Consider the following 16,906-nt stretch of genomic DNA (forward strand, 5'->3'; position numbering starts at 1 on the left):
GATATGTCATTCCTGGAATACGCTCCCGCCCCGGAGTCGAAGGCGATCCTGAACCTCAAGGACAGCTACGGGCTGTTCATCGGCGGTGAATTCGTCGACGGCTCGGGTCCCTCCTTCCACACCATCTCGCCCGCGGACGAGAGCCGCATCGCCGAGATCGCCTCGGCATCCGAAGAGGATGTCGACCGCGCCGTCGCAGCGGCGCGCCGCGCCCACGACAAGGTGTGGTCGAAGATGAGCGGCCGCGACCGCGGCAAGTACCTGTTCCGCATCGCCCGCCTCGTGCAGGAGCGTGCCCGGGAGCTGGCCGTGGCCGAGAGCCTGGACAACGGCAAGCCGATCAAGGAGAGCCGCGACGTGGACGTGCCTCTGGTGGCCGCGTGGTTCTTCTACTACGCGGGCTGGGCGGACAAGCTCGACTACGCCGGGCTCGGCGCGAACCCCAAGGCGCTCGGCGTCGCGGGTCAGATCATCCCGTGGAACTTCCCGCTGCTCATGCTCGCGTGGAAGCTCGCACCGGCTCTCGCCGCCGGCAACACCGTCGTGCTCAAGCCTGCCGAGACCACACCGCTGACGGCGTTGATCTTCGCGGAGATCCTGCAGCAGGCCGATCTGCCCGCCGGCGTCGTGAACATCATCACCGGAGCCGGTGCGCCGGGCGCCGCGCTCGTGCGCCACCCGGATGTCGACAAGGTGGCCTTCACCGGGTCCACCGGGGTCGGCCGCGACATCGCCAAGGCGATCGCCGGCACCGACAAGCGCGTCACGCTCGAGCTGGGCGGCAAAGCCGCGAACATCGTCTTCGACGACGCGCCGATCGACCAGGCCATCGAGGGCATCGTGAACGGCATCTTCTTCAATCAGGGCCACGTGTGCTGCGCCGGCAGCCGCCTGCTGGTGCAGGAGTCCATCCACGACGAGGTCATCGACCGGCTCAAGGACCGGCTGTCGACGCTGCGCCTGGGTGACCCTCTGGACAAGAACACCGACATCGGCGCCGTCAACTCCGCCGCTCAGCTGGCCCGCATCCGTGAACTCAGCGACATCGGCGAAGCGGAGGGTGCCGAGCGCTGGACGGCGGACTGCGCCGTCCCCGACAAGGGGTTCTGGTTCGCGCCGACGATCTTCACCGGCGTCGAGGCGTCGCACCGCATCGCCCGCGACGAGGTGTTCGGCCCCGTGCTGTCGGTGCTGACCTTCCGCACGCCGGCCGAGGCGATCGCCAAGGCCAACAACACGCCGTACGGCCTGTCCGCGGGCATCTGGAGCGACAAGGGCTCCCGCATCCTCGCCGTCGCCGACCGGCTGCGCGCGGGCGTGGTGTGGGCGAACACCTTCAACCGCTTCGACCCGTCGAGTCCGTTCGGCGGCTACAAGGAGTCCGGCTACGGCCGCGAGGGCGGCCGGCACGGCCTGACCGCATATCTGAAGGGGGCATCGGCATGAGCGCGCGTCTCACCGTTCCGAAGACGTACAAGCTCGCGATCGGCGGGGCGTTTCCTCGCAGCGAGTCCGGCCGCACCTACGAGGTGCTCTCCGCCAAGGGCGACTTCCTCGCCAACGCCGCCAAGGCGTCGCGCAAGGATGCCAGGGATGCCGTCGTCGCCGCCCGCGCGGCGGTGAAGGGCTGGTCGGGCGCCACGGCGTACAACCGCGGGCAGGTGCTCTACCGCGTCGCCGAGATCCTCGAGGGGCGTCGTGCCCAGTTCATCGACGAGATCGCCCGGCAGGAGGGTGTCAGCATCGCGGCCGCCGGGGCGCAGGTGGATGCCGCCATCGACCTCTGGGTCTGGTACGCAGGCTGGTGCGACAAGTACACGCAGCTCGCGGGCAACGCGAACCCCGTCGCAGGACCGTACTTCAACATCTCCGTTCCGGAGCCGACCGGGGTCGTCGCGCTCGTCGCGCCACAGGACTCCGCACTGCTCGGTCTGGTGTCGGTCATCGCGCCCGCACTGGTGACCGGCAACACGGTCGTGGCGATCGCCAGCGAGCGGTTCCCCCTCTCGGCGATCAGCCTGGCCGAGGTGCTCGCCACCAGCGACGTGCCCGGGGGAGTCGTCAACATCCTGACGGGATCCGCTGCCGAGATCGCACCCTGGCTGGCCTCGCACGCCGACGTCAACGCGATCGACCTGGCCGGAGCCGGCGACCTGGACTGGGTCGACCTCGAGATCGCCGCCGCCGACACGCTGAAGCGCGTGCTGCGCCCCGGCGCGGTCTCCCACGGCGCCGTCGAGCAGAGCCTGGACCGGATCACCGCGTTCACCGAGACGAAGACCGTGTGGCACACCAAATCGATGCTTTGACGATCGCCTCGGACGCATGGGGGGCCCGGTTCTGCTGACGGCGGACCGGGTCCTTCGTCTTGCGCGCCAATACGGCCCGGTGTCGGTGCGGGCGGTTAGGCTCGATTGACGGCACAGGATCCCGCCTGGCCGCTCGCTTCGAGGAGGACGCGCATGGCACGCATCGGTGAGAGCGCCGACCTGTTCAAATGCTCTTTCTGCGGGAAGAGCCAGAAGCAGGTGCAGCAGCTGATCGCCGGCCCCGGCGTGTACATCTGCGACGAGTGCGTCGAGCTGTGCAACGAGATCATCGAGGAGCGGATGGCCGAGGCCGGGGGAGGCCCCGTCGCCGACTTCGAGCTGCCCAAGCCGCGGGAGATCTTCGCCTTCCTCGAGGAGTACGTGGTCGGTCAGGATGACGCGAAGCGCTCGCTCTCCGTCGCCGTGTACAACCACTACAAGCGGGTGCGCGCACGCGGCACCATCCAGTCCGCCGAGCAGCGGGCCGAAGAGGTGGAGGTCGCCAAGAGCAACATCCTCATGCTCGGCCCGACCGGAACCGGGAAGACATATCTCGCGCAGACGCTCGCGAAACGGCTCAACGTGCCGTTCGCGGTCGCCGATGCCACCGCCCTCACCGAGGCCGGCTACGTCGGCGAGGATGTCGAGAACATCCTGCTGAAACTGCTTCAGGCGGCCGACTACGACACCAAGCGCGCCGAGACCGGCATCATCTACATCGACGAGATCGACAAGATCGCCCGGAAGGCCGAGAATCCCTCGATCACGCGCGACGTGTCCGGCGAGGGCGTGCAGCAGGCGCTGCTGAAGATCCTCGAGGGCACGGTGGCCTCCGTTCCTCCGCAGGGCGGTCGCAAGCATCCGCACCAGGAGTTCCTGCAGATCGACACGACGAACGTGCTGTTCATCGTGGCGGGCGCGTTCGCCGGTCTGGAGGACATCATCTCCGCGCGCGTCGGCAAGCACGGCGTCGGCTTCGGCGCCCCGCTGCACGACAAGGGCAAGGATCTCGACCTGTTCAGCGAGGTGCTCCCGGAGGACCTGCACAAGTTCGGTCTGATCCCGGAGTTCATCGGTCGCCTCCCCGTCGTCACCTCGGTGTCGCCGCTGGACCAGGACGCGCTCATCGAGATCCTCACCGGTCCCCGCAACGCCCTGGTCAAGCAGTATCAGCGCATGTTCGAGATCGACGGGGTGCAGCTGGAGTTCGACGAGGACGCGCTGCGCTCCATCGCCGACCTCGCGGTGCTGCGCAAGACCGGCGCCCGGGGCCTGCGCGCGATCCTCGAGGACGTGCTGGGGCCGATCATGTTCGAGATCCCCTCGGCCGACGACGTCACCAAGGTCGTCGTGACCAAGGCAGCGGTCGACGAGGGCGCCCCGCCCACAGTCGTGCTCGCCCGCAAGCGCAAGAGCGCCTGAGCCTCACAGCACAAGCGCGCAGAAACGCACGACTCCGCAGATATCCGAGCAGGATCTGCGGAGTCGAGCGTTTCTGCGGCGGATGCCGGTCAGCTGTCCAGCCCGCGCCTCTTCAGCAGCGGGGCGATCTCGGCATCCCGGCCGCGGAAGTCGCGGTAGGCCTCCAGCGGGTCCTTCGACCCGCCCACGCCCAGCAGACGGTCACGGAAGCGATCGCCGTTCTCGCGGGTGAGGCCGCCGTTCTCGCGGAACCACTCGACGGTGTCGGCGTCGAGCACCTCGCTCCAGATGTACGAGTAGTAGCCCGCGCTGTAACCGCCGGAGAACACGTGCGCGAAGTATGTCGACGAATAGCGGGTCGGTACGAGCGGGTTCAGCAGGCCGATGTCGGCGAGTGCTGCCGCCTCGAAGCCGGCGACGTCATCGATCGCGGCCTCGGAGCCGACCCGGTGCCAGGCCTGATCCAGCCACGCCGCAGCCAGGTACTCGCTGGTCGCATGCCCCTGGTCGAACGTCTCGGTGGCGCGCAGACGCTCGACGACGCCGGCATCCAGCGGCTCGCCCGTCTCATGATGGCGGGCGTAGTTGTCGAGCACCTCGCTCCACAGGATCCACATCTCGTTGACCTGGCTCGGGAACTCCACGAAGTCGCGGAAGACGTTCGTGCCAGCGAAATGCGGATAGGAGACCCGGGCGAACAGCCCGTGCAGGGCGTGCCCGAACTCATGGAACAACGTGGTGACCTCGTCGAGGGTGAGCAGCGTCGGCTGCCCGTCTCCCGGCTGCGACACGTTGAGGTTGTTGACGACGACCGGCAGGGTGCCCCGCAGCGCGGACTGGCTGACGATCGGGTTCATCCACGCCCCGCCGCGCTTGGAGTCGCGGGTGTACAGGTCGAGTACGTACAGCCCCACCGCGGACCCGTCGGCGTCGTGCACTTCGAACACGCGCGCCCCGGGATGGTAGGCCACCAGGTCCTCGCGCTCGGTGAACGTCACCCCGTACAGCCTGCTCGCGGCGAAGAAGACGCCGTCGCGCAGCACCCGCTCGGCCTCGAACCACGGCCGGAGGGCGGTGGCGTCGATGTCGTAGCGGTCCTGGCGCACCTTCTCCGTGTAGTACGCCCAGTCGTGCGCCTGCAGCGGGAACGGGTCGGTCTCGGAGACGTCGATGATCTGCTGCAGGGCCACGCGCTCCTGCTCGGCGTTGCGCGCGGACGGAACGGCCAGGTCGCGCAGCATCCGCTCCACTGCTTCGGGACTGCCCGCGGTCTCATCGGCCGTGACATACGCGGCATGGGATGGGTAGCCGAGCAGAGCGGCGCGCTCGGCGCGCAGACGCACGATCTCCGTCAGCACGACGCCGTTGTCGTTGGCGTTCCCGCGGGAACCGCGCGACAGTGAGGCCTCGAGGATGCGCCGACGACTCTCGCGGACTGTCAGAGAGGCGAGGTACGGGTGCCCGCTGAACAGCGGTAGGTTCACGAGGAACCCGCCCTTCTCGCCGCGGTCGGATGCCGCTCTGGCCGCGGCGCTGAGCTCGCCCGCCGTGAGACCGTCGAGCTCGGCCTCGTCGTCGAACAGCACCGCGAGGTCGTTCGTGTCGTTCAGGAGGTTCTTCTCGAAGACAGTGCTCAGCGTCGACAGCCGCTTGTTCAGCTCGGTGAGACGCGCCTTCGCTTCGTCGGCGAGCGCGGCTCCGGCGTGGGTCATCTCGCGGTGATGCCGTTCGACCAGATAGCGCTGCTCGGCATTCAGCGCCAGCTCGTCGAGCTGCGCGTGCACCTGCGAGACCCGCTGATACAGCTGCGCGTCCAGCCGGATCGCATCCTCATGTGCGGCCATCAGCGGCGCGAGCTGCTCGTCGATCTCCTGGATCTCCGGTGTCGCATCCGCGGAACTGACCGTGTAGAACGCGTGCGCCACCCGGTCGAGCAGTTCACCGCTGCGCTCCAGCGCCACGAGCGTGTTCTCGAAGGTGGGCGCTGATCGCACGGACGTGATCGCGCGCACCTCACGCAGGTGCTCCTCGAAGGCCTGCCGGAACGCCGGGAGGTAGTGCTCGGGGCGGATCGCCGCGAAATCGGGCAGTCCGTAGGGGAGTGCGGACGGGGACAGCAACGGATTCTCGGCCATCCCCTGAGCCTAGACGTGTCCGCGTACGGTGCCCTCAGCTGCTGCTCAGGCGCGCCATCACCCGCTGCAGCGACTCGATCACCTGCCGCACCGACCGGCGGCGCAGGTGCTCGGGACGCGCCAGCACGTCGATGGCACGCAGTGTGTTCACCCCGCGCAGCGGCAGGCGCACGATGTCGCGGTCGTCCACGCTGCGCGAGGTGTAGCGGGGCAGCATCCCGATGGCATCGCCGGTCGCCACGACCGCCGCGACCGCCCCGTAGTCGTTGATCCGGTGCCGCACCTGCACCGGCTGGTTCGCGACCGCGGCGATCGCCCGGAGGACGTCGTCGGGCGAGTAGCCGATGCGGCTGGTCACCCAGCTCTCTCCCGCGACGTCTGCGGGGGAGAGGGACCGCCGGGAGGCGAGCGGGTGCGTGGCGGCCACAGCGACGTCCAGCGGCTCGCGCACCAGCGTGAGACTGCGGATGCCGCTGCTCGGCCACGGCGCGGAGTGGTCCATCCGATGGGCCAGCACCAGATCGTAGCGCGCGGTGAGCGCGGGGAAATCGCTCTGCGCGACGTCTTCGTCGGTGAGGTGCACGGTGGGAGCAGGCTGCGACGCGGACAGCTCCCGCAGTAGCGGGCCGAACAGTGCCTGGCCTGCGCTGTGGAAGCCGCTCACCGTGACCGAGCCGGTGACGTCGTGCTCGAAGGCGTCCAGCGCGTTGCGGGCCGCGGCCATCGCGTCGATGGCCTCTCCGCCGGATGCCGCCAGGACCTCTCCGGCCGCGGTGAGCGTCAGCGTGCGACCCTGCTTGCGCGTCAGCGGTGTGCGGAATCCGCGCTGCAGTGCCGCCAGCTGCTGAGAGACAGCCGACGGAGTGACCCGCAGCGCTTCGGCGACGGCGGTCACGCTGCCCAGCGCGCCGAGCTCACGCAGGATCTGCAGCTGATGGAGCTCCACGTCCGCGATCCTACACATAAGTGCTGACTAAACGGATGATGCAGGAAGCGGTGATTGCTCTACACGGTCGAGTGCGGTCAGATCGAATCATGAAGGCACTGTTCAAGCCCGCCGCAGCCGCCGGGCTGGAGCTCGTCGACCGGCCCGATCCGGTCGCCGGCGCGGCTGACGTGGTCATCCGGGTGCTCCGCACCGGCATCTGCGGCACCGACCTGCACATCCGCCGCTGGGACGACTGGGCGGCCTCCGCGGTGGTCGCCCCTCTCGTCCCCGGCCATGAGTTCTACGGCGAGGTGGTGGAGATCGGACCGCTCGTGCGCGACATCGCCGTCGGCGACCGCGTCTCGGGCGAAGGACACATCGTCTGCGGAACGTGCCGCAACTGCCGCGCAGGACGGCGCCAGATGTGCATCCGCACGATCGGGCTCGGTGTGCAGCGCGACGGCGCCTTCGCCGAGCTCGTCTCACTGCCCGCCACCAATGTCTGGGTGCACCACGAGGACGTCATCCCCGAGCTCGGCGCGATCTTCGACCCGCTCGGCAATGCCGTGCACACCGCCCTGACGTACCCGCTCGTCGGCGAGGACGTCCTGGTCACCGGGTGCGGCCCGATCGGCCTGATGGCGATCGCCGTCGCCCGGCACGCCGGCGCGCGATTCATCACCGCGACCGACGTCAGCGCGTCGCGTCTGGAGATGGCACTGACCATGGGAGCAGATCAGATCATCGACGTCTCCCAGCACGACGTGCGCGAGGCGCAGGTCGCCCTGGGCATGCGCGAGGGATTCGACATCGGCTTCGAGATGAGCGGCGCACCGAAGGCTCTCCCCGCCATGATCGACAACATGAACCACGGCGGACGCATCGCGATGCTCGGGCTGCCGAGCTCGAGCTTCGGCATCGACTGGGGCAAGCTGGTCACGCACATGCTCACCATCAAGGGCATCTACGGCCGTGAGATGTTCGAGACCTGGAATGCCATGGGCGCGATGCTGCAGACCAGCGCCACACTGCGCGACGCGATCAGCCGCGTCGTCGCCGAGGTCCTCCCGGCGCGCGACTGGGAGAAGGGCTTCGCCGCCGCGGAGTCGGCGGGCACGGGCAAGATCATCCTCGACTGGACAGAACTGTAGAAGGCGGACCCGATATGTACACGACATTCCAGACGCATGTGGCGGACGAGCTCGCCGGCATCGAGGCGGCCGGCCTCACCAAGTACGAGCGGGGCATCCACGGGCCGCAGCGCGCGCAGATCACCGCGGACGGTGCCGAGGTGCTGAACTTCTGCGCGAACAACTACCTGGGTCTCGCGGATGATCCGCGGATCCTGGATGCCGCGAAGACCGCGCTGGACGAGTGGGGCTACGGCATGGCCAGCGTGCGCTTCATCTGCGGCACGCAGGAGCAGCACCTGCAGCTCGAGCGTCGGCTGTCGGCATTCCTCGGCACCGAGGACGCGATCCTCTACTCCTCGTGCTTCGACGCGAACGGCGGGGTCTTCGAGACGCTGTTCTCGGCCGAGGACGCGATCATCTCGGACGAACTGAACCATGCGTCGATCATCGACGGCATCCGGCTGTCCAAGGCCCGCCGACTGCGCTACCGCAATCGCGACATGGCCGATCTCGAACAGCAGCTGAAGGATGCCGCTGACGCGCGGTTCCGGGTGATCGTCACGGACGGCGTGTTCTCGATGGACGGCTACATCGCGCCGCTGCAGGAGATCTGCGATCTGGCCGAGCAGTACGACGCGCTCGTGTTCGTCGACGACTCGCATGCGGTCGGCTTCATCGGCAAGAACGGGCGCGGCACGCCCGAGCTGTGCGGGGTGTCCGACCGGGTGGACATCTACACCGGCACGTTCGGAAAGGCCCTCGGCGGCGCATCCGGCGGATACGTGGCCTCTCACCGCGACATCGTCGCCCTGCTGCGCCAGCGCTCGCGCCCGTACCTGTTCTCCAACACGCTCGCCCCGTCGATCGTCGCGGGAACCCTCACTGCTCTCGACCTGGTCGAAGGATCAGCGGACCTGCGCGCGAAGCTGCAGGAGAACGCCGCACTCTTCCGCACGCGGATGACGGAGGAGGGGTTCGATCTGTTGCCGGGGGAGCACCCGATCGTGCCGGTGATGTTCGGTGACGCCGCTCAGACCGCGGAGATCGCGGCGGCCATGCAGGAGCACGGCGTGTACGTGACGGCCTTCAGCTTCCCTGTCGTGCCGAGGGGTCTCGCACGCATCCGCGTGCAGCTCTCGGCCGCACACACGGCCGAACAGGTGGAGCGCTGCGTGGCCGCGTTCGTGGCTGCCCGCGCCCTCGTCGACTGAGACCGACTGCAAGGAAACATTTGCAAAGAAATGCTTGCAAAGAGTTCTTTGCAAGAGTATCTTTGCATGCATGACGGAGAACGAGTACGGTCGCACGCTGGAGCCGGGTGCCCTCAAGGCGCTGGCGCACCCGCTGCGGGTGCGGATCTACAACCTGCTCAGTGAGCGCGGCCCTCAGACCGCCAGCAGCCTGGCGGCACTGATCGGGGAGACCTCGGGCGCCACCAGCTATCACCTGCGCGCTCTGGCCGCGCAGGACCTCATCTGTGAGGTACCCGACCGGGGCACGGCCAGAGAACGCTGGTGGGAGCGCCCCAAGGGGCGCATCAATCTGCCCGGCCCCGCGGAGACGATGACCCCATCGAGCCGGGCCGCCGCCCAGATCGTCACGGCGGAGTTCCTGCGCCTGCGTCATCAGGCTCTGATGGACTACGTCAACCGGCCCGAATCCGAACAGCCGGACGAGTGGCGCGACGCCGGCCTCATCATGACGACGATGCTCGACATCACCCCCGAGCAGATGGCGGACGTCAAGCAGCAGCTCTCCGATGTGGTGGAAGCAGCGATCGAGCGCTACGCCGGGCAGGAGTCCCGACCGGGCGCGCGACGCGTGACACTGCGTGCGGAGATCTTCGACCTTTCCCCCACGGGAGCCTCTCTCACGACCGACAAGGAGCGATCATGACCAGTGCGACGCTTCATCTCGCTGCCCCCACCCCCTTCGAGCGCGGGCTCAAGGCACTCGCCGAGGCGATCTCGCGCCACGTCGACCACCGCATCATCCTGCGCGCGGAGCGCCGCGAGATCGCGGTCGACGTGCTGCGCGAACAGCAGGCGCGTCGGCAGGATCCGCGTGCACTCGACATCGCGCTGCTCTCGCTGGGCTCGCGCCCGCGCTGAGCGGCTCGCCGACCGTCGGGCACTCGGCCTGACGAACGCGCGCACCGTGGACGAGCACCCGGCGACACCCCCTTCCGCCGCGGCGACGATCGACGTGAAGGGGTGAGCGCGCACGGGTGGCTCAGCGCGTCGCGCCGACCGGGACGGCAGCCTCCGCTGCGACCGGCTTCGCGCGCCCCGGCAGGATGAGGCAGACGCCCACCGCGACCACGGTGAAGCCGACCGCCCACCAGAAGGCGGTGTCGAATCCCGCCGCGAGGCCCGTGATGTCCGTCGCACCGCGAGTGGTCGCCTCGAGTATGACGGCGAGGACCGCCGTGCCGAAGGCGCCGCCGAGCTGCTGCGCGAGCCGCGTGATGATGCTCGCGTGCGGGACCTCGTCACGTTCGAGGCCGACGAACGCGACCGACATCATCGGAATCATAACGCCGCCCATGCCGAAGCCGCGCACCACGAGTGCGGCCATCAGCCAGAGCGTGTTCGTGGTGGCGTCCGCGACGGCGAACGGGACTGTGCCGAGTCCCATGACGATGAACCCGGCCACTGCCACGGAGCGTGCGCCGAGCGAGTCGGTGAGCCGTCCGGCGATCGTCCGGCTGAGCAGGGCGCCCACACCCTGCGGGATCAGCAGGAGCGCCGCGGTGAGCACGTCCGTGCCGCGCACGATCTGGAAGTAGAGCGGCAGCAGCAGCATCGATCCGTAGAGTGCGGCTCCCGACAGGAACAGGATCGCGCCCGATGTCGCCACCGTCCGCCGTTTCAGCAGCCCCATGTCGATCAGCGCCCCGGTGCGTCGACGCACCTGGCTGAACACGAAGGCCACGGCGAGCATGAGCCCGGCGACCGCAGGAAGCCACACGTCGGCACGCGAGAGTCCGCCGTCCTGGCTGACGTTGGAGAGTCCGTACAGGATGCCGACGAGCGCCGGCGCGATCAGCACCAGACCCAGCCAGTCCAATGCCGGACGTCCACGCGGGGGGTCGGAGGGGAGGAGTCGCCACGCGAGAGCGAGACCGATCAGGCAGAACGGCACGTTCACCCAGAAGATCCAGTGCCAATCGAGCCAGGTGAGGATGAACCCGCCGAGGCTCGGACCGATGATGGGCCCGAGCGCAGCCGGCAGGCTGACCATCGCCATCAAGCGCCCGAGGCTGGCGCCGGCCGGGACCTGCTGGACAGCCAGGGTCGCCATGAGAGGCATCATCAGACCGCCGCCGATGCCCTGTACGACGCGGAACGCGATCAGGCTGGAGGCGTCCCATGCCAGGCTGCAGGCGATCGAGGCGACCAGGAAGATCGTGAGCGCGATCATCCACAGGCGTTTGCCGCCGAGCCGAGCCTGCGCCCATCCGACGATCGGGATGGCGACGCCCAGGGCGAGCAGATAGGCGGTGGTCACCCACTGGATGGTGCTCACCGGCACGTCGAGGTCGGTGGCGAGCGTCGCCAGCGCGACGCTCATGATGGTTCCGTCGAAGATGACGGCCAATCCCCCGGTGACCAGCACCAGCGCCGAGACGATGGCGCTGCGCGGGACGGCGGGCGCGGACGTGGAAGTCATGCGAACTCCTTCAAATAAGATACAGATGTGTATCTACTGTCGCAAGTGTACGCCGATGGGATAAGATACACAAATGGATCTTGAGAAGCCCGGAAGACGTCGACGGGGGCAGGAACTGGAAGACGCGATCCTGGCCGCCGGCTGGGCGCAGCTGGTCGAGGGCGGCTACAACGCGTTCACGATCGACGCGGTCGCCGAACGCGCCGGCACCAGCCGTTCGGTGATCTATCGTCGCTGGCCCGATCGCGACGACCTGCTGGAGGCGGCGATCACGCACGGCCTGAATCAGGGGCGCGAGATGACACCGCCAGACACCGGCAGTCTGCGCGGGGACATGATCGAGGCGCTGCGACGATCGAATCTGCTGCGCGGCTCGATCGCGCCGCTGATGAGCGTCTTCATGGGTGCCTACTACGCCGACTCGGGTCGCACCTTCGCCGACGTGCGCGAGCGCGCGCTGGGGCCGCGAGGCGGTGGCCCCCTCGACATCATCCTCGAGCGGGCGATCGCCCGAGGCGAGGCGGATGCCGCGAAGCTGACCCCGCGGGTGCGGTCGGTCGCGGTCGACCTGTTCCGCCACGAGATGCTCATCAACGCGGCGCCGCTGACGGACGAGGTCATCGACGAGATCGTCGATGAGGTGTTCCTGCCGCTTGTGCGACCCGACAGGACGTGACGGGAGAGTCGGGCTCTAATCCTGGAAGGGGCGGGCGACGACCTCGCCGGATGCCGTGAGCAGGACCTCCCACCCGGCATCCAGCTCGGCCAGGGGCCGGCCCTCCAGCCACGTGAGGGTCCAGTGGCCCTTCAGTCCGCGATCCTCGACCTCGGCGATCGCCGGGCGCAGCTCGGCCGGCACCGAAGCCGGCGGCTGCGTCCCGGCCGCCCAGCGCGTTCCGAGCTGCATCACTGCTCCACCGGGGCGAGCTCGATCGCGGTGACGGACAGGTCCTCGCCTTCCACGACGGTGAGCTCCGCGATCCGACCGACGGCCCGCAGGTCATCGGCGGCGGCGCGCAGCGCATCCGCCTTGGCCGGAGGGGCCGCGATCGTCGCGCTCGAGACCGGCGTCTTCTGCGATGCCTTGGCCTCGGTCTTGGCCCGGCGGATGCCGATCAACGCCTCGCTGGCGACGGCGAGCACGGTCGGGTCGCCGTCGAAGCCCCGGGGTTCCGGCCACTCGGACGTGTGGATCGAGCCCGCCTCGAACCAGGACCAAGCCTCCTCGGTCGCGAACGACACGATCGGGGCCAGCAGGCGCAGCAGCGTCGACAGCGCCAGGCGCAGCGCGAGGGCGGCGGAGGCCTGTCCGACATCCGTCTGGTCGTAGGCCCGCTCCTTGACGAGTTCCAGGTAGTCGTCGCAGAAGGTCCAGAAGAACGCCTCGGTGACCTCCAGCGCCTTGGCCTGGTCGTAGTTCTCGTACGCGGCGGTGGCCTCGCGCGTCACGGCGTCCAGCGTGGCGAGCATCGAGGCGTCCAGCGCGTGGGTGATCTGTGCGCCCTCGGGCACAGGGAAGGACAGCACGAACTTCGCCGCGTTGAGGATCTTGATCGCCAGGCGGCGGCCGATCTTCACCTGGGTCGGGTTCTGGGGGTCGAAGGCCGCGTCCATCCCCAGCCGGCTCGACGCTGACCAGTACCGCACGGCGTCCGAGCCGTGCTTGTCCAGGATGTCGGCGGGGGTGACCACGTTCCCCTTGGACTTGGACATCTTCTTGCGGTCGGGGTCCACGATGAAGCCGGAGATCGCGGCGTTGCTCCAGGGTGCCCGCTGATCCTCCAGGGTCGAGCGGAGCATGGTCGAGAACAGCCAGGTGCGGATGATGTCCTGGCCCTGCGGGCGCAGGTCGAACGGTGCGACCAGGTTCCACAGCTCCTCGTCGCGCTGCCACCCGCCGGCGAGCTGCGGGGTGAGGGAGGAGGTCGCCCACGTGTCGAAGATGTCCTGCTCGGCGACGAAGCCCCCGGGCACGCCGCGTTGCTCCTCGGTGTAGCCCGCCGGCACATCGGTGGTCGGATCGATGGGCAGCGCGTCGTGAGCCGGGGTGAGCACGCGGTCGTAGTCGCGCTCGCCGTTCTCGTCGAGGCCGTACCAGATCGGGATCGGCACGCCGAAGAAGCGCTGACGCGAGACCAGCCAGTCGCCGGTGAGGCCGCCGACCCAGTTCTCGTAGCGCACACGCATGAAGTCGGGGTGCCACGACAGCCGCTTGCCGTTCTCGAGCAGCTGGTCGCGCAGCTCCGGGTCGCGTGCTCCGTTGCGGATGTACCACTGGCGGGTCGAGACGATCTCCAGCGGGCGGTCGCCCTTCTCGAAGAACTTCACCGCGTGACTGAACGGCTTGCCCACCTCGACGAGCTCGCCCGACTCACCGAGCAGCTCCACGACGGTCTTGCGGGCACTGAACACGGTCTTGCCGGCCAGCTGCGCGTACGCGGCCTTGCCTGCATCCGTCCGGATCGCTTCAGGGGCATCGGTCAGCACGCGACCGTCCTTGCCGAGGATGGTGCGGTTGGGCAGATCCAGCTCCCGCCACCACACGATGTCGGTCACGTCGCCGAAGGTGCAGATCATCGCGATGCCGGAGCCCTTGTCGGGCTGGGCGAGGTGGTGCGCGAGCACGGGCACCTCGACGTCGAAGAGCGGCGTTCGCACCGTGGTGCCGAACGAGGCCTGGTAGCGCTCGTCGTCCGGGTGGGCGACCAGGGCGACGCAGGCGGCCAGCAGCTCGGGACGGGTGGTCTCGATGTGGATATCGCCCGAGCCGTCGGAGCGGTGGAACGCCAGCCGGTGAAAGGCGGCCTGCTGCTCGCGGTCCTCGAGCTCGGCCTGAGCGATCGCGGAGCGGAAGTCGATGTCCCACAGCGTCGGCGCCAGCGACTGGTACGCCTCACCGCGCTCCAGCCCGCGCAGGAACGCCAGCTGGCTCTGCCGAATGGTGTCGTCGGAGATGGTGCGGTACGTCTGGGTCCAGTCCACGCTGAGACCGAGCTGGCGGAACAGCGCTTCGAACTGCTTCTCGTCCTCGAGCGTCAGCTTCTCGCACAGCTCGATGAAGTTGCGGCGGCTGATCGGCACCTGGTCGGCGGCGCGCGAGGACTTGTTGTCGCCGCCCTCGAACGGCGGCGTGAAGTCAGCATCGTAGGGGAGCGAGGGGTCGCAGCGCACGCCGTAGTAGTTCTGCACGCGGCGCTCGGTGGGCAGGCCGTTGTCGTCCCAGCCCATCGGATAGAACACCTTCTTGCCGCGCATCCGCTCGAAACGCGCCTTGATGTCGGTGTGCGTGTACGAGAACACGTGACCGATGTGCAGGCTGCCGGATGCCGTCGGCGGCGGGGTGTCGATGGAGTAGACGCCGTCACGACCGGATGCCGACGCGCCGGCGCGATCGAAGAGGAAGGTGCCCTGCTCGGACCAGCGTTCACCCCACTTCGCTTCAAGGCCCTCGAGGACAGGCTTGTCGGGGATCTGGTTCGATGCGGACGCGGCCATGTCGGTCTCCTTGAGCGATGTGTGCGGCACTGTGTGAGCGTGCCTGAGTGTGGGTTGTCCGAGAAGTCTATCGGCTGCCCCGCCGATCGGTTTTGATCGACCGCGTCCAAGAATCGCCGGGTAGGATGGGGTGTTCCCCTTCCGCACCTTCTCGAGGTCTCCGAATGCCTTCTCTCCCCGTGCGTCTGCTCTCGCTCGCCGCGCTCACCGCAGCATCCGTCCTGGTGCTCAGCGCCTGCGCCGGTCCGGCCTCGGACGGCGGCGACAGCGCCGGCGCGTCCGACCCGAACGCCGAACTGGTGTGGGCGATCGAGGGGGCGAACCTCGCCAACGGGCACATGGACCCTCAGACCAGCCAGCTCGACGTGTCGGCGATGGTGCAGCGGCAGGTGCTGGACTCCCTGGTGTTCCAGGAGCCCGATGGCTCGTTCTCGCCCTGGCTGGCCACGAGCTGGAAGGTGTCGGACGACGGCAAGGTCTACACCTTCGAGCTGCGCGATGACGTGACCTTCAGTGACGGCACCGCGTTCGACGCGGCGGCCGTCAAGGCGAACTTCGACCGCATCATCGATCCGAAGACCGAATCCGCGCAGGCGGCCAGCATGCTCGGCGGCGACCTGTACGCCGGAACGAAGGTGATCGACGACCATACGGTCGAGGTCGACTTCACGCAGCCGTACGCCCCGTTCCTGCAGGCCGCGAGCACCGCGCAGCTGGGTTTCTGGTCGCCGAAGGTGCTGGAGTCCTCGGCCGATCAGCTCAAGGCGGGCGGCCCGGACGTGTCGATCGGCACCGGGCCGTTCGTGCTCAGCGAGTACACCGCCGACCAGGAGCTCGTCTTCACCCGCAACGACGACTACACGTGGGGTCCTGATGGCGCGAAGGCTCCGAAGATCAAGACGCTGCGCGTGGAGGTCCTGCCCGAGGCGTCGGTGCGCGCCGGTGTGCTGAGCTCGGGTGAGGCGCAGGTGGCCAGCAAGCTGCCGCCGAACGCCGTCTCCGGTCTCGGCGATGACGTCACGGTCGCCGCGAAGGAGTACCCGGGCCTGCCGTACTCGCTGTTCCTGAACGAGAAGTACGGCGTGTTCGCCGACCAGAAGGTGCGCGAGGCGTTCGCGCTGTCCATCGACGTGGACGCCGCGGTCGAGCAGATTTTCTTCGGTCAGTTCCCGCGCGCGTGGAGCATCCTCGGCCCCACCACCCCCGGCTACGACAAGGCGCTCGAGGGCACCTGGGCGTTCGACCCCGACAAGGCGAACACGCTGCTGGACGAAGCCGGCTGGACCGAGCGGGGCGCGGACGGCATCCGGGTCAAGGACGGCAAGCGCCTGTCCGCGCGCTGGATCGCCTGGACCCCCGTCTCCGACGACCGCACGGCGCTCGCCAACGCGATCCAGTCCGACCTGAAGAAGGTCGGCTTCGAGATCGTCCGCGAGACGCTCGAACCCGCCGCGTACAACGAGCAGTACGGACCCAAGACGTACGACCTCACCGACTGGGACTTCTCCGGCGTGGATGCCGATCTGCTGCGCAGCCACTTGGGCACCGACGGCTTCCAGAACGCCTCGCAGGTCAGCGACCCGGAGGTGGACGAGCTGCTCGCCGAGGGCCTCGCGACCAGTGACCCCGCTGAGCGGGCGGCGATCTACACCGAGCTCCAGCAGTGGAACGCCGAGCACGTGGCGATCGTGCCGTTGTACGTCGCCTCGCAGATCACGGCATCCGCGACCGACGTGCAGGGCCTGAGCTACGACCTCTACGGCCGTCCGCTGTTCTATGCCGTGAGCCTCGCGGGCTGACATCCTTGTCCAC

Annotated in this window: 14 protein-coding genes; 9 read left to right on the forward strand and 5 right to left on the reverse strand. The window is 68.6% G+C overall.

The annotated features are described in order from the left end of the window. Nucleotides 1-3 precede the first annotated feature (3 nt). The 3 genes from ACFQY2_RS11110 to clpX all read left to right on the forward strand — a co-directional run bounded on the left by ACFQY2_RS11110 (nt 4) and on the right by clpX (nt 3,731). Nucleotides 4-1,446 carry an aldehyde dehydrogenase family protein gene (locus tag ACFQY2_RS11110; protein WP_378745863.1) on the forward strand — a complete coding sequence of 481 codons (1,443 nt, stop codon included), beginning with the start codon at nt 4-6 and terminating at the stop codon, nt 1,444-1,446. After that, nucleotides 1,443-2,309, forward strand: coding sequence for an aldehyde dehydrogenase family protein (locus tag ACFQY2_RS11115; RefSeq protein WP_378745864.1), 867 nt, complete (start codon nt 1,443-1,445; stop codon nt 2,307-2,309). The genes ACFQY2_RS11110 and ACFQY2_RS11115 overlap by 4 nt, the downstream gene beginning before the upstream one ends. A gap of 153 nt (nt 2,310-2,462) precedes the next feature. Next, the gene (clpX, locus tag ACFQY2_RS11120) at nt 2,463-3,731 is read left to right on the forward strand and encodes an ATP-dependent Clp protease ATP-binding subunit ClpX (protein ID WP_378745865.1); all 1,269 of its coding nucleotides are present in this window, start codon (nt 2,463-2,465) and stop codon (nt 3,729-3,731) included. Between the two features lie 89 nt (nt 3,732-3,820). On the opposite strand, the gene ACFQY2_RS11125 is transcribed toward clpX, so the two are convergent. Beyond that, nucleotides 3,821-5,866 (reverse strand): M3 family metallopeptidase, encoded by a 2,046-nt coding sequence (locus ACFQY2_RS11125; RefSeq protein WP_378745866.1) that lies wholly within the window; start codon nt 5,864-5,866, stop codon nt 3,821-3,823. Between the two features lie 34 nt (nt 5,867-5,900). After that, complete coding sequence (locus ACFQY2_RS11130; RefSeq protein WP_378745867.1) at nt 5,901-6,812, reverse strand: LysR family transcriptional regulator; 912 nt, start codon at nt 6,810-6,812, stop codon at nt 5,901-5,903. A gap of 89 nt (nt 6,813-6,901) precedes the next feature. On the opposite strand from ACFQY2_RS11130, the gene tdh reads away from it, so the two are divergent. The 4 genes from tdh to ACFQY2_RS11150 all read left to right on the forward strand — a co-directional run bounded on the left by tdh (nt 6,902) and on the right by ACFQY2_RS11150 (nt 10,038). Continuing rightward, nucleotides 6,902-7,945, forward strand: coding sequence for an L-threonine 3-dehydrogenase (gene tdh, locus ACFQY2_RS11135; protein ID WP_378745868.1), 1,044 nt, complete (start codon nt 6,902-6,904; stop codon nt 7,943-7,945). A gap of 14 nt (nt 7,946-7,959) precedes the next feature. Beyond that, nucleotides 7,960-9,138: a glycine C-acetyltransferase gene (locus tag ACFQY2_RS11140; RefSeq protein ID WP_378745869.1), complete on the forward strand. Its 1,179-nt coding sequence runs from the start codon at nt 7,960-7,962 to the stop codon at nt 9,136-9,138. Nucleotides 9,139-9,208: 70 nt separating this feature from the next. Beyond that, on the forward strand, nt 9,209-9,823 hold the full coding sequence (locus ACFQY2_RS11145; protein ID WP_378745870.1) for a helix-turn-helix domain-containing protein: 615 nt from the start codon (nt 9,209-9,211) through the stop codon (nt 9,821-9,823). Next, nucleotides 9,820-10,038 (forward strand): hypothetical protein, encoded by a 219-nt coding sequence (locus tag ACFQY2_RS11150; protein WP_378745871.1) that lies wholly within the window; start codon nt 9,820-9,822, stop codon nt 10,036-10,038. The genes ACFQY2_RS11145 and ACFQY2_RS11150 overlap by 4 nt, the downstream gene beginning before the upstream one ends. A 121-nt stretch (nt 10,039-10,159) precedes the next feature. Here ACFQY2_RS11150 and ACFQY2_RS11155 read toward each other — a convergent pair whose 3' ends face one another. Then, the gene (locus tag ACFQY2_RS11155) at nt 10,160-11,599 is read right to left on the reverse strand and encodes an MDR family MFS transporter (RefSeq protein WP_378745872.1); all 1,440 of its coding nucleotides are present in this window, start codon (nt 11,597-11,599) and stop codon (nt 10,160-10,162) included. A gap of 73 nt (nt 11,600-11,672) precedes the next feature. On the opposite strand from ACFQY2_RS11155, the gene ACFQY2_RS11160 reads away from it, so the two are divergent. After that, the gene (locus ACFQY2_RS11160; RefSeq protein ID WP_378745873.1) at nt 11,673-12,275 is read left to right on the forward strand and encodes a TetR/AcrR family transcriptional regulator; all 603 of its coding nucleotides are present in this window, start codon (nt 11,673-11,675) and stop codon (nt 12,273-12,275) included. A 15-nt stretch (nt 12,276-12,290) separates the two neighbouring features. Here the strand turns inward: ACFQY2_RS11160 and ACFQY2_RS11165 are convergent, their stop codons facing one another. Together ACFQY2_RS11165 and valS are read right to left on the reverse strand one after the other, a co-directional pair. Next, on the reverse strand, nt 12,291-12,506 hold the full coding sequence (locus ACFQY2_RS11165) for a hypothetical protein (RefSeq protein ID WP_378745874.1): 216 nt from the start codon (nt 12,504-12,506) through the stop codon (nt 12,291-12,293). Beyond that, nucleotides 12,506-15,094 (reverse strand): valine--tRNA ligase, encoded by a 2,589-nt coding sequence (gene valS, locus ACFQY2_RS11170; RefSeq protein ID WP_378745875.1) that lies wholly within the window; start codon nt 15,092-15,094, stop codon nt 12,506-12,508. The genes ACFQY2_RS11165 and valS overlap by 1 nt, the downstream gene beginning before the upstream one ends. Nucleotides 15,095-15,258: 164 nt before the next feature. Here valS and ACFQY2_RS11175 point away from each other — a divergent pair, with 164 nt between their 5' ends. Next, nucleotides 15,259-16,893 carry an ABC transporter substrate-binding protein gene (locus tag ACFQY2_RS11175; RefSeq protein WP_378745877.1) on the forward strand — a complete coding sequence of 545 codons (1,635 nt, stop codon included), beginning with the start codon at nt 15,259-15,261 and terminating at the stop codon, nt 16,891-16,893. Nucleotides 16,894-16,906: the final 13 nt, after the last annotated feature.

This window comes from Microbacterium sp. GCM10027623 (assembly GCF_042666935.1).
Lineage (GTDB): Bacteria > Actinomycetota > Actinomycetes > Actinomycetales > Microbacteriaceae > Microbacterium.

Coding starts and splice junctions, on each gene's coding strand:
- ACFQY2_RS11140 (WP_378745869.1), top strand. CDS start 7,960: ATGTACACGACATTCCAGACGCATGTGGCGGACGAGCTCGCCGGCATC.
- tdh (WP_378745868.1), top strand. CDS start 6,902: ATGAAGGCACTGTTCAAGCCCGCCGCAGCCGCCGGGCTGGAGCTCGTC.
- ACFQY2_RS11125 (WP_378745866.1), bottom strand. CDS start 5,866: ATGGCCGAGAATCCGTTGCTGTCCCCGTCCGCACTCCCCTACGGACTG.
- ACFQY2_RS11175 (WP_378745877.1), top strand. CDS start 15,259: ATGCCTTCTCTCCCCGTGCGTCTGCTCTCGCTCGCCGCGCTCACCGCA.
- ACFQY2_RS11165 (WP_378745874.1), bottom strand. CDS start 12,506: ATGCAGCTCGGAACGCGCTGGGCGGCCGGGACGCAGCCGCCGGCTTCG.
- ACFQY2_RS11115 (WP_378745864.1), top strand. CDS start 1,443: ATGAGCGCGCGTCTCACCGTTCCGAAGACGTACAAGCTCGCGATCGGC.
- clpX (WP_378745865.1), top strand. CDS start 2,463: ATGGCACGCATCGGTGAGAGCGCCGACCTGTTCAAATGCTCTTTCTGC.
- ACFQY2_RS11145 (WP_378745870.1), top strand. CDS start 9,209: ATGACGGAGAACGAGTACGGTCGCACGCTGGAGCCGGGTGCCCTCAAG.
- ACFQY2_RS11160 (WP_378745873.1), top strand. CDS start 11,673: ATGGATCTTGAGAAGCCCGGAAGACGTCGACGGGGGCAGGAACTGGAA.
- ACFQY2_RS11110 (WP_378745863.1), top strand. CDS start 4: ATGTCATTCCTGGAATACGCTCCCGCCCCGGAGTCGAAGGCGATCCTG.
- ACFQY2_RS11150 (WP_378745871.1), top strand. CDS start 9,820: ATGACCAGTGCGACGCTTCATCTCGCTGCCCCCACCCCCTTCGAGCGC.
- ACFQY2_RS11155 (WP_378745872.1), bottom strand. CDS start 11,599: ATGACTTCCACGTCCGCGCCCGCCGTCCCGCGCAGCGCCATCGTCTCG.
- valS (WP_378745875.1), bottom strand. CDS start 15,094: ATGGCCGCGTCCGCATCGAACCAGATCCCCGACAAGCCTGTCCTCGAG.